At 44.4% G+C, this 13876-nt stretch carries 5 protein-coding genes and 1 pseudogene; 2 read left to right on the forward strand and 4 right to left on the reverse strand.

Annotated elements, in window-relative coordinates; all coding sequences use genetic code 11:
* Positions 1-57: 57 nt before the first annotated feature.
* Complete coding sequence (locus NAF19_RS24485; RefSeq protein WP_252792990.1) at positions 58-4374, reverse strand: beta strand repeat-containing protein; 4317 nt, start codon at positions 4372-4374, stop codon at positions 58-60.
* A gap of 685 nt (positions 4375-5059) precedes the next feature.
* Positions 5060-7465, reverse strand: coding sequence for a DUF8693 domain-containing protein (locus NAF19_RS24490; protein WP_252792991.1), 2406 nt, complete (start codon positions 7463-7465; stop codon positions 5060-5062).
* Between NAF19_RS24490 and NAF19_RS24495 the strand changes: the two genes are divergently transcribed.
* Entirely contained in the window at positions 7434-8318 is an 885-nt protein-coding gene (locus tag NAF19_RS24495) for a hypothetical protein (protein ID WP_252792992.1), read from the forward strand. The genes NAF19_RS24490 and NAF19_RS24495 overlap by 32 nt on opposite strands.
* 53 nt (positions 8319-8371) lie before the next feature.
* Here the strand turns inward: NAF19_RS24495 and NAF19_RS30940 are convergent.
* A pseudogene (locus tag NAF19_RS30940) lies at positions 8372-8620 on the reverse strand (hypothetical protein); the annotation flags it as partial.
* 452 nt (positions 8621-9072) lie between these two features.
* Here NAF19_RS30940 and NAF19_RS24505 point away from each other — a divergent pair.
* Positions 9073-12810: a S8 family serine peptidase gene (locus NAF19_RS24505; protein ID WP_252792994.1), complete on the forward strand. Its 3738-nt coding sequence runs from the start codon at positions 9073-9075 to the stop codon at positions 12808-12810.
* 130 nt (positions 12811-12940) lie between these two features.
* Here NAF19_RS24505 and NAF19_RS24510 read toward each other — a convergent pair whose 3' ends face one another.
* Positions 12941-13435 (reverse strand): hypothetical protein, encoded by a 495-nt coding sequence (locus tag NAF19_RS24510; RefSeq protein ID WP_252792995.1) that lies wholly within the window; start codon positions 13433-13435, stop codon positions 12941-12943.
* Between the last annotated feature and the right edge of the window lie 441 nt (positions 13436-13876).

Consider the following 13876-nt stretch of genomic DNA (forward strand, 5'->3'; position numbering starts at 1 on the left):
TGATATTATAAGCTTTTAACTAATCTCTGGTCGCTAATTAACTAATCTCTAATCAAATCACAGCTTCACGAAAGTGGTTTTTCCTACTACAGAATTATCCGCTTTATTAAGCACCTGGACAATATATGTACCGGGCAACAACGTGGCCACATTATCCTGCCAGTTTGGCTGCGACGATGTTGCCGTTTTAACAACATTACCCGATGCGCTAACTATTTTAATAACGTATGATTGATTGGATTTTAATCCGGGATTTTTGTCGATTCCCTGTATGCCTGTCAACATGCCGGTTTTTGTATTTTGGCCGATTGACATGTTGATGATACCGCTTGCAGGATTGGGATAAACGCTGATTTTCGTATTTGCAACGGCTGCAGCGGCTGGTGCATTGCCATAACTTAAAGCAATTGCCTTTGAGTAGCTGATGGTACCGTTTAAATCTTCAATTTTTAAGCGATAAATATCGACAACGTTATTAACCGGGTTTTTATCTGTAAAATTATATACGCCCTGCGAGTTTGATGCAAAGCCGCCCAGTACATCGAAAGTAATGCCGTTGTCGGTGCTTCTTTCAACTGTAAAATTGGTATAGTTTTCTTCGTTCTCAGTTTTCCACGCGGTTAAGGCGCCGCCGCTAGTTTTTGTGGCGGTAAAGTCAAGCAGGTGTATACCCAGTGCAGGGTTTTGCCTAACTATAATTGTAAAACGGTTGTTGCCGTAGCTACCGGTATCAGCCTTGTTGATGTCAAACACATACGAGTTGTTATTACGTATATCCAGCGAATCTTTCTTATAGCGGTCCATCAGCCACAGCTCATATATTTTTGGCAGCGAGTCTAACTGCGTTTTCTGTAGTGTAAGGCGGCCGCTGTTTGTTGCGTCAACTTTTAACCTTATTATTTGCCGTGTTTTTTTAGGCAGGGGCAGAAAGTTTATCGATAGCGGAACTGGTACATTGTCGGTAGAAAAGCTTGCCAATCCCTCTGGGGCACTCATACCTGCCAGGTATTCCGAATCTTCCTGCCTGTTATATTTTGACGAAGAGTTTGAATTAAAGGCAATAGCGATATCATCGTAATTAAAAGTATCAATAGCTAGTTTTAAGCGAAGCATCTGCCGCACGTCATACGGTCCTGCGGGCATGCCCATCAAAAAATTGCCGTTGGGGCCAGGGGTTGCCTGCACATCGGGTATTTTGGCAGCCTCGGTAAATTTTAGCGATGCAGAACTTGCAGCAGGGTCAGCTTGCACAAAAAACGCCTGGCCACTTACTATAATATTGCTGGCGCCGTTAATGGCCATCAGCGGGTTAGTTGGGTTGTAAATACCGTAGTTTTTGGTTATAGGGTTAAGTACATAAATATTGGGGAACAGGCCAGTACCGATAATGCCTGTTGTGCCGTTGGCGCCATTGTAGGTGTCAAGGTTTATGGAGCTTGCATAAGGGTTGCCAACCAATGTAAAGCCAGTGTTGGTTGATTTTAAATCGGCAGCGCCATACCATTCCTTAACATCAATATTGCCCTGGTTTAAAATGCCGGTAGCATTCAAAGTAGTCGGTGTTGATATATAGCCTGGCACCGTTTCATTGGCCAGCGCATCAGCCGAACGGTCCCCTCTGAAAAAGAATAAAAACCCTGCGCCAGCCGGGATGTTGAATGGGGTGGGGCCGTCTCCATCAATTAAATAGCTGTAATTGGTGCCGGTTCCTATTGTATTTATTCCCCTGAAATTACCACTGGTAAATGATGCGTTTGATGGTGGCAGGTTTTCACGATATAAGTAGAGAGTTGGGTTGCCCGCTTTGTCGAAACCACCCGCAGTGCCCGTTGTGCCTGTAATATATGCGCTGTTTTGAAGATAATTTATGCTGTAAACGTTAGTTGACCCAACGGTATTGCCATAAACAGGCGATGACATCAACCTGTAGCCCCTGAAACCGGTTCCACCCGATATATAACGCTCAACGCTGAAATTACCAACGCATGCAGCGCCGGAACCCAGCGGACCGATTGCAGCAGAACTGTTGTTGCTTGATTTTAGCGTAAAGGTATTAGTATTGATAATTTTTGCGCCATTGCCTGATGGGTAAATGACAGATGCTGCACCAAGAATAAAATTACCCGAATTACTGATGGATGAATTTTGCCCTGGGATCTTTATACTGCATTTTGAGCCGGGAGTGCCTGCATTAAACGTACCTGAATTTATAATGCCCGAATTTTTATCGCCCAAAGTAAACTCCGATGCTGCATCAGCAGTTAAAGTGCCGGTATTGGTGATTGAAGTACCATCGGTAAGTTCGAAATAAGTTGTTGTGGCAGTAAACACACCATTATTAATTAATGTGCTCGGATTTGTGCCGCCGTTAAAAGTAATCACGCAGTTTGCCTTTGTAATTACTTTACTGTTATTAATCAGGCTTGCGCCATTACTAAAAATAAGAGAGTTATCGAGTGTTAATACGGACGAACCTGAGACATTAACGCTTCCGGATAGCCCAATTGTCAGCAACCCGCCTACATCTGTCGTGCTGTTGCCGGCAAGTATTAAAGTATAAGGTGTATGAACATTTAATAAGCTGGCTATTGTTAAAGGGTGGTTCACCGTAACAGTAGTATTACCATCGATGGTTAAAGAATTACATGTTGAGCTAACATCTAATACAGCGTGGTTAGATGTAGCCGGTATCACGACGTCGGTAGTTGCTATTGGCACACCTGATGTCCAGTTACCGGCATCGCTCCATAAAGTGCCTGTGGCGCCTGTCCATGTAGTGGCAATGGGGTTGTTATAACTAATGATGATTTGATAAGTGTGGGTATTGCCGGCTGGGGCAGTAACTACAGTTGTAATTGTAGTGGTGCCGCTTGCATTGAGTGTGATACTTCCCGAAGCTACGCCTGATGCAACCGGAATGCCGTTTACCGTCATTGTTGCATTGGCATCGGTAGTAATGGCGGCTTGGGTTACACTGGTAACTGATGCATTAACAAATGCAGTGTACGTAGTTGTTGTGCCAACAGTACCTGTATTGGTAAGTAATGCGGCGGGGCTGATACTGATACTTTTGAGGGTTGCTATGCTGGCGCCATTTTTACTAATAATGATTTGATACGTGTGGGTATTGCCCGCAGGTGCGGTAACTATAGTTTTAATGGTAGTTGTGCCGCTCGCATTGAGTGCAATACTGCCCGAGGTGGTTCCTGACGTCACCGAAACGCCGTTCACTGTCATTGTTGCACTCAGGTCGCTAAGAACTGCTTTTTGTGTTACGGAAGTAACCAGTGGATCGACAGAAGTAGTATAGGTAGTAGTTGTGCCGACAGAGCCGGTATAGGTAAGGAAAGCGGTAGGGCTGATGCTGATAGCTTTGAGTGTTGCTATGCTGGCACCATTTTTACTGATAATGATTTGATAGATATGTATATTGCCTGCTGGCGCGGTAACTATGGTTGTAACAGTAGTTGTGCCGCTTGCATTAAGCGCAATATTGCCCGAGGCGGTTCCTGACGTTACTGAAACCCCGTTCACAGTCATTGTCGCACTGGGGTCGTTAAGAACGGCATTTTGTGTCACAGAAGTAACCGATGGATCAACTGAAGTGGTATAGGTAGTTGTGGTGCCGCTGGCGCCGGTGTTAGTAAGTAAAGCGGCAGGGCTTATACTTATGCTTTTAAGCGACGCTATGTTAGAACCATTTTTGCTGATAATTATTTTATACGTTCGGGTATTACCTGCTGGTGCGGTAACTACGGTTGTAATAGTGGTTGTGCCGCTCGCATTAAGTGCAATATTGCTTGAGGCAGTTCCTGATGCTACTGAAATGCCGTTTACCGTCATTGTTGCGTTAGCATCATTAGTAACAGCTGTTTGCGTTACATTGGTAACTGATGCAGCAACAGAGGTGTTATAAGTAGTTGTTGTGCCAACAGTACCAGTATTGGTAAGTAATGCGGCAGGGTTGACACTTATGCTACTGAGGGTTGCGATATTAGAGCCGGTTTTACTTATGATGATTTTATAGGTGCGGGTATTTCCGGCAGGTGCAGTAACTATGGTAGTAATTGTGGTGGTCCCGCTTGCATTAAGTGCAATGCTGCCCGATGCTGTTCCCGATGCCACCGGAACGCCGTTTACCGTCATTGTTGAATTTGGATCGATAGTAATGGCTTTTTGCGTAACCGAAGTAACCGCAGCGCTAACCGAGGCGGTATAAGTTACCAGGGATGCCGAACTGCCCGTTCTTGTAAGTAACGATGCCGGGTTAAGCGTTATAGAACTAAGGTTCGCGTTAGTACTGGCTTTATTGCCCACAGCGTGTGCAGCAAGCGTTGCTAATACCAGTAAACTAAACAGTATACGTGTTTTCAAATTAGTGGCAATAAAGTATCAAATCAGTTTCCCGGCAGCAATTGGATTGCTTTGGGGGCATCAAGTTATTAATTAATGTTGAAAAAAAACAATTGCTTTTTGATAAAGGCACTGTTTTTTCGTTAAAATATGTTTTTTTAATATAATAGTTATTAAAATATTGTTTAATGAATAATAAAGAATTAGGTTTTCAACATTGTAGGGCAAAACCAGCTATAAATTATACATTAAAAATAAACTGTGGCTAATAATTTGAATAACAGTATTTTATAGAATGTTAGTCCCATAAGTGCCTGTTTGCCTTATCAGCACAGTGTTAAAAAAATCAATAATTTATCAAATCGCTGTAGGTTTAGCAATAACAATGCTAAGGGTAAATTAGTGGGGAATAAATTACAGAATAACACAGGCTGAGTAATGTCAGTTAGTTATTTTTCTTTTAAGTGGTTGTGTTTAAGCAATGGTTAGTAAAGGCTTGCTTAATAGCTTAGTGGCGTGCGCAAGGCCTGAGTTCTGAAAGAAAAAGTTTCCACAATATTCGCTTTAAAAAGCCCCGGTTTGGGAAAAGGAGTGGGGAAGTCGGGTAAGTTGATTAAGTTGGACTGAGTTGATTAGGTTGGATTGAGTCAGCAACAACGCTAACTTGCTTAACTCAATCCAACTTAATCTAGTGCACCGATTATCATTACATCTTCACAAAAGTAGTTTTACCTACCACAGTTTTATCGTTGTTGTTTACTACTTGTATAATATAAGTACCGGGCTGCAGGGTGCCAACATCGTCCTGCCAACTCGGTTGCGATGAGTTTGCTGATTTTACCACACTGCCGGTTATGTTAACAATTTTAATAGCGTACGACTGGCTTGATGCAGCCAGCGACGGATTTTTATTTAAGCTTTGTATGCCCGAAAGTAAATTTGCCCTTGTATCGGGTTTAATAGCCAGGTTTATAGTGCCGCGTGTGGGGTTGGGGTAAACATTAATATTTGAACTTGCCACTGCCTGGGCCGAGCTGCCATAGGTTAATGAAACATTTTGTGAATGACTGATGGTGCCGTTCAAGTCCTCAATTTTTAACCGGTATATATCCTCACCCTTTACAGGGCTTTTATCAGTAAAGTTGTAGGTGCCCTGTGCGGCCGACAGAAATCCACCTAGTACATCATAAGTTACGCCATTATCGGTACTTCTTTCAACACTAAAGTTGGTGTATTTTTCTTCGTTTTCAGTTTTCCAGCTAATCAATGAGCCGTCGGTAGCTTTGGTGGCTGTAAAATCAAGCAGGTGAACACCTAGTGCCTTGTTTTGCCGTATAACAACAGTAAAGCGGTTATCGCCATAAGTGGTGGTGTCGCTTAAATCTACATTAAATACATAGGAGTTATTGTTACGCAGATCGAGCGAGTCTTTTGCAAACTTATCCATTAACCATACTTCATAAATTTTAGGAAGTGAATCGAGTATCGTCCTTTTTAGAGTAAATTGCCTCGAGACAGTTGCCTGCACGCTCAATTTAATAACCATAGGGGCCTGTTTGGGATATGGTACCGAATTTATCGCCAGTGGAACACCATCCGACGAAAAACTTGAGAGCCCTTCAAGCGCGCCTATGCCGCCTAAATCGCGCGCATCTTCATAACCATTATATTTTGTATTTGCCGATGATTTAAAAGCTATTAGGATATCATCGTAATTGTTCGAGTCGGCAAATAACTTTAAGCGCATTAATTTAGCAACTTCCTGTTGTACAGGCGCACCCATTAATAAATTCCCGCCAGTTAGCTGGGTAGTTGGTGTTTTTGCACTTTCGTTGAAAGTTAAAACAGCGCCGGTACCCGAAGCTCTTACAAAAAATCCTTGTCCGCTTGCAATGTCTCCGGTAAAAGTAACCGGGTTGCCCACATGTGTGGTTGATGAGTAGCTATTGTATTGATTGCTTACGGGGTCTAACACGTAAATGCTTGGGTCGATATTTGTTGCAGTAATGCCGCCGGTGTTAACCTTGTCCCAGTTTATGGTGCTGGGGTAAGGGTTGCCAACCATATTAAAACCCCGGTTATATGCTGAGTTGCCTGAAGCAGTTGTGTAGCCAAGGTTACCCGACGACGGTGTGTACCAGTCTTTAACAGTTATGGAACCCTGGTTTAGGGTGCCTGTTTGTGTTAATGTTACATTTTCTGGCGCAATAAATGGGGCCGCGGTTCGGGTTGTCCAGTTTGTGGCAGCCCCCCTAAAAAAGAATAACACGCCGTTACCTACGGGGATGCTCCAGGTGCCAGGGTCGGACGTGCCGATTGCCGAGGGCGATGTGATATTAGTTATGCCGATAAAATTTCCGCTTGTGAAACTGGCATTGCTAATGGCCCTGTTTTCGCGGTATAAGTATGTCGATGGATTGCCTGCGCTTGTGCTGCCGCCAACAGCGCCTGTAATAAATGCATTTGCTGTGCTGCTGGCCGCCGTGGTTTGACCGGCGGTAGCACCAACAATATAATTTAAGGCGTAAACATTGTTGCTGTTAACCTGTGTGCCGGTATTGACTGCCGATGAGATAATACGGTAATTTCGCTCAACCCAACGTTTTTTAACAGCATCGTAAGTTGTGCCACCCTGGAAATAACGTTCAACATTGTATGTGCCAACCAATGATGGGCTTGGGTTGGCGGCAACCGGCACCGAACCTATAGCTGCCGAACCATATTGGTCCGACTGAAGCGTAAACTTACAGTTGCTGCTATTGGTCATGAGGCAATTTGTTGACGTTGGGTATATTATAGAAGTGGAGCCAAGGTAAAAAGTGCCGTTTGCTGAGCCAACGTTGTTATTTAATTTAGGCTGATTACCATCTAAAGTAATAATGCATGACGAATTTGAGAGGCCGGCATAAAATGTGCCTGTATTGGTTATCGCACTCGATGCCGAGGCGCTGGTCATGTTTATTGATGAGCCATTTTTGGCGGTAAAAGTGCCGGAGTTTACAATTGAATTAGTGCCTGTAAATGTAAAAGCAGTATTATCTATAGTGAAATTACCTACGGTCGCGCCGCTGTTTTGATTGGTGATAACTGTTGGGTTTCCGCTGCAGGCCATAGTGCAGGTTGTTAACGACATGGTAGCGCCGGTATTGGTAATTGATGCACCGGCAACCATTATAAAGGCCGTGTTTGTTGCAGTAAAAGTACTGCTTACATTATTGGTTAATGGCGCGGTGTTGCCGTTTAATTTAAATGTTGAAGTGCCGCTTGTAGTTATGGTACCGGAATTTGTAACTGAAGCGCCGGCTTCAACATCAATAGTTGAACCGGTTACCGTTAGGCTGCTGCCGCTGCTGTTGTTGTTTATGAAGGAAGGATTTTGCAATGTGGCTGTTGACGCTGAAAGTAAAGACACCGAAGCCGTGCCTGTATTGGTAATATTTGAGCCGCCATTTAATGTCATTGTTGAAGCCGAAAGCGAAATACTGCCTGTATTAGCTATAGGTACTGGGTTGTTGCCAATAAATGACGATGACGAATTTGCGATAATTGAACCTGCATTGGTTACCGTAGTACCCCCGCCAAAATTTAAAGTCGATGCTGTTAGCTTTATGCTACCGGTGGAATTATTTGTAAATGTAACGGGGTTGCCAGTACTAATTGTTGAGGATGAATTAGCAACGATTTGGCCTGAATTTGATAATGTACCGTTGCCGGTGATATTTAACAATGAACCTGTTAGTGTTATAACACCTGTACTGTTATTGGTAATGCTTCCTGGGTTGCTTGTGGATATGCCTGTGGCCGAATTTGACTTGATGTTACCGTTATTGGTTAGTGTTGCGCTTGGGCCAAATGACATGGCACCATTAAATACTACAGTACAACCGGCACCGACAGTAAAAACTGATGGGTTGCCCGCGGATGATGCTGCGCCAAATGTAACTGTGTTTGTGCCGGCAAATTGAAAGTTTGAGTTTGAGTTAATGGTTAATCCATTGGTTACGGCTAAGTCTGCTGATAAAGTAATTGTGCTAGTCCCGGTAACAGTGATGGAGTTACAGGTAGAAGTTGCAGTTACGGTAGGGAGCCTTACCGTTGTTGGTATAATAACATCCACGCCCGAAGTAGGAACACCTGCTGACCAGTTGCCGGAAACACTCCAGTCGGTGCTCGTGCCGCCTGTCCAGGTTGTTGATGCAAGCGCATTTTCACCACAAAATACAAGGGTGAAGGTAATCACAATTAAAAGTACACTCGTTTTCAACACTTTATAAACAATTAGAGGTGCAAAATAAACATTTAAGTAATCAATATAATAATCACATTAACAGGTAATTATCAACATATCAACATTTATCAATTCGGGTTATCAACATCCGAAGTATTATAATTCCTTTAAGATTTAGGTTTTTGTTAAGAATAACTAACAATAATGGGCTCTTATACGTAATGACAATCAGTTAGTTACGTTTATTCTCTTTCGGAATGATTTTATTTGTTTAAACAGCTTTTGGGTCCGTTTAATAGGGTTTTTTGACCTAGGTGCCGAAAAAACGCCTGTACTTAAAAAAACTGTAACGGGCATGTTATACGGTAAACTAATAGCCATTGTTTCCGTAAAAGGGGTGGGATTTAAAGAAAAACAAGTTTTATATTGCGGTTTAAAAAAGCGGCCTTTACCGGCAATATATTTTTCGAAAAAACACACGGGTTAAGCATATGAATAAATTATACACAGCAATTTGCACAATACTAATATTGCTGTGCTTCGCCGATAAAAGTTATGCCCAACAGGTATTGGTTAACGATACCGGCAAAAAGGCGCTCATTGGCTTGTCGGCAAAATCACACAGCAATTTTATCATCAGTTATAAAAAGGCGCTGGCATTGGCAAAAAAAAATGGCTGGGCCGTTAAACGGAAAACGCGGAACGGCGGAGTTATATCGTTGCAGGGGATAAACAGCCTCGGTTTTCCCATCTACCTCAAAACCGATAACAATACCACAGCTGCGGCAACAACCGGCACCAATACCGTGCAACCCGGCGGCTCGACAGGTTTGAACCTATCAGGGTCAAGCTCCGTACTCAGCAATAAACTTGCCATATGGGACGGCGGCTCGGTTTACAGAGGGCACCAGGAATTTGCCGGTAAAACTATTACCCTGCACGATTCGACTGGCGTGATTGACCATGCCACACACGTTTCGGGCACTATGATAGCCAAGGGTGTATTCCCGGCGGCCAAAGGTATGGCCTTTAATGCCGCCACCCTGCAATCGTATGATTTTGATAACGATATAACCGAAATGAGCGGTGCTGCGTCGGGTTTACTGCTGTCAAACCACTCTTATGGCGATGCTGCAGGATGGTATTTTAATGATGGCGCTAATCACTGGGAATGGTACGGCCTGCCCGGCGACAGTGTTGACTATAGTTTTGGCTTTTATGGCGACCGCACCCAAAGCTGGGACAAAATAGCTTACAACGCACCTTACTATTTAATTGTTGAGTCGGCAGGCAACAGCCGTGCCGATACCGGGCCGGCCGTAGGTGACGACTACTATGGATACGCAAGCAAAACAAACCAGACACTGGTTGACAAAGGCCCGCGGCCTGCCGGAATAAGTAATAACGACGGCTACGATGTAATAGCCACAACCGGTAATGCTAAAAACATTTTAACCGTCGGGGCAATAAACCCTTTGCCCAACGGCCCTGCTTCCAGCAGCGGGATCAGCATTGCCTACTTTAGCAGTTACGGCCCCACCGATGACGGCAGGATAAAACCGGATCTTGTTGCCGATGGTGTTAACCTGCTCTCAACCGGCAGTAGTGGCACAACATCATACATTACCCTATCCGGAACGTCAATGTCGGCGCCAAATGTTACCGGGTCGCTCTATTTGCTGCAGGAATATTATGCGCAAAAAAATAGCGGTGGCTTTATGCGCGCAGCGACCCTGAAGGGCCTCGCCTGTCATACTGCCTTTGATGCAGGCAACGCCGGTCCCGATTATATTTATGGCTGGGGACTGCTTGACATGAAGAAAGCCGCCCAGGCGATAACCGATAATGGCGGCAAAAGCCTGGTAACAGAAAATAAACTGCAGCAGGGGCAAAAACAAATATTTAATGTGGTGGCATCGGGCCAGGGGCCGCTGATGGTATCCATATCATGGACCGACCCCGCGGGCACTATTACCCCCGATGGTACCATTAACAGTCGCACCCCGAAACTGGTGAACGACCTTGATATAAGGGTTAGCGATGGCACCAACACGTTTAAACCATGGATACTCGACCCATTGCACCCGGCTGCCGTAGCTACAACAGGCGATAATATTTTAGATAATCTTGAACAGGTATATATCCCCGGCGCTGTAACCGGCAAGGCCTATACCATCACTGTTTCGCACAAAGGAACGCTGCAGGGCGGCGTGCAGGATTATTCGCTTATTGCGACCGGGGTGGGGGGGCATGTTTATTGTGTTTCAACCCCACTTTCAAGCGCCGACTCGCGGGTTAATAATGTAACATTGGCAAACCTTAATTATACACCACCTGCGGGCTGCACCACCTATTCCGACCATACCGACAAAACGGTCCAACTGGAACTGGCGAAAATATACCCGCTGAGCCTTACCCTGGGTACATGCGGCGCTGACTTTAACAAGGCCGCCAAAGTTTATATTGACTGGAATGGTGATGGTATTTTTGGTGCTAATGAACTTGTAGCAACTTCAGGAATTATTAACGGAACAGGCTCATATACTACAAACATAACCGTACCTGCAACCGTTGTAGCCGGCGACTACAGCATTATGCGTGTTGTACTTGCCGAAACCAATGACGCATCAGTAATACAAGCCTGCGGCACCTATGCCAAAGGCGAAACGCAGGATTACCGCGTGCAATTTGTGCTTCCGGCGACCGATGCAGGCGCGACTGCTGTCGTAAGCCCCAGTACCGCGGGTTCATGTTCAGACGCTAACCAGGTTACAATATCAATAAAAAACTTTGGGAGGTTACCGATAAGCAATATCCCGGTAACGGTAACCATTACCGACGCGGCTAACGTTACAACTACTTTAACAGGAACTTATACTGGCACCTTACAAGCTTCGGAGCAGGAAGATTTTACTTTTAGTACGCCTTTTAATGAGGTTGCCGGAGCAACTTACAACATTGTAGCTTTTACGAGCCTCGCCGGCGACCCTGTTGCTGCCAACAACCAGGTATCAGCCGCGGTGACTATCAGCCTGCCACCAGAAGCGATCGGTTTAACAGCTTATTACTGTACCGACAGTAAAGACTACCGCTTAACCGGCACGGCTGACGGAACCATATTGTGGTACCAAAATATTGGCGACGCTATCCCGTTGGCATGGGGCTCGCCCGGAACAACCGCAACTGCCCCGGTTAACAATACGTTTTATGCAGGTGTGAACGATTTTAAAGGAACAGTTGGTCCCGCTACAAAAAATGTATTTACCGCAGGCGGATATAATCAGTTTACGCCATATGTTAATGTAAATACCAAAGTGCCGGTTGTTATTGAAAGCGCCCGATTGTATATCGGCAATTCGGGAAAAATTACTTTTAATGTGAACGATGCCAACGGCCGTACCGTATCGACCTCGACCATTAACGCCGTTGCAACCCGCACAACGCCCTTGGCCGGCGCACAACCCGACGATCCGAATGACCAGGGTGCGGTTTACAATCTTAATTTACAGCTGCCTGCAGCCGGTAATTATACTATAAATGTCGAGTTTGACAGCAATTCCACCTTATATCGCAACAACGCAGGCGTTACCGGCTACCCTTTTAAAATAGGCGATGTTTTCAGTATAACCGGCAACAGCGCCACTGCCAACCCGGATACCGCGGCCTACAAAACCTACTATTATTATTTTTACGATATGAAGGTAAAAAGCGCCGGGTGCCCTTCGGTATCGCGACAATCTGTAACTGTTTCAAAGCCCGTTATTACACAAAACGGGGCTGTTTTAAATTCCAGCGTGGCCACCAACAATCAATGGTATTTAAATGGTAAAGCTATTACAGGGGCTGTCGGCGCCACTTATACGCCAACACAAAGCGGCAATTACCAGGTTGCGCTGCTGCTTGATGGGGGCTGTACCGTACTGTCTGACAATTACGTATACATAATAACAGCTACCGGCGCCAATAACAAAACAGATATAGGCCTGGTAGTGTTCCCCAACCCGGCAAGCGGCCCGCTCAGCATTCTTTTTGCCGCCAAAGCGCCTGCAGATTTAACCATATCATTAATAAATATTGCCGGGCAGGTTGTAAACACCAGCAAGCAAACCATTGCTGCAGGTAATTTCAGTACCGTGGCCGATGTAACCAATTTACCGCCGGGTACCTATATTTTAAAGATACAACTGGGGCAAAAGGTTTATAATACGAAGGTGATAGTGTTGCGCTGAGTCGGGAAAGTCAGTAAAGTCCGAAAAGTCAGTAAAGACAGAAAGTTTATTTGATAAAAAAGCCTGTAAAGTCTGAACGTGCTTCGCTTGCAACTTCTTCGGACTTTACTGACTTTTCCGACTTTACGGACTAGAAAGTATACTTCAATCCCAGTCCCGGAGCGATATCAAAAAATGGCCCGGTGGCGAGTTCGGCGCGCGGATTTAAATCGAGGCTTACGGCTATGGGCGATTGCGGAATAAGGTACTCGAGGCCGATGACACCATCAACACCCAGCAATATGTGGCTATTGTTGTAAAATTCGTCGCTGCCGTTAAAACGACGGTAAAGACCGCTGCCTATGGCACCAATGTGCGCACCTGCACCGTAGTAAAATTTCAATTCTTTAACGCCAAATGCCTCCTGGTGAAATTCATACAGGCCGGTGATAACCACGCCATGCGAGCGGAAACCCAGCAAACCTTCAATAGCCACGTCGGGGGTAGTAAAATACTTGCCTGAGATGCCGTTTTCGTAACCGCCGAATTTAAGGCCGACGGCAGTTTTGTAGTCTTGTGCTTTTGAACGTATGCTTATTAATAACGAACTAGCTAAAATAAATGAGTAAACGAGTAATTTTTTCATTCGATAAATTTGTTTTGTCAAGGTTGATGAAACTATTATTTTGGATGTTACCGCATAATATTTCATAATATGTAAAAGCAACATAACGGCGAAAATGTGGTTTTATTGGTATTTTAAAGGGATAGCGGTCTTTAAAGGGTAGCAAACTGCTGATTTACAGTTGAAAATATTTGAGAAAATTTATGACTAGGGGGATATGAATAATATATTTTGGGGGACGGAACGGTGTGCACTGTTTCTTTAGCATGTCTCGTAGATGCCGCCGAGGCGGGTGAACATAAGAATAAAAAAATGAAATCGCGTGTTAATGTCCTAAAAAGTTTAAGTGTTTGGTTATAAGGTATTTAACCTAAAAACTTTCAAAGTTGTATTAACACGGTTAAAACCTTTTTGCGTTGTTAAAATGACTGACCATGATGATATCAGCATTTCAATCTTTAT

The sequence above is a fragment of the Mucilaginibacter flavidus genome (assembly GCF_024055575.1).
Classification (GTDB): Bacteria; Bacteroidota; Bacteroidia; order Sphingobacteriales; family Sphingobacteriaceae; genus Mucilaginibacter; species Mucilaginibacter flavidus.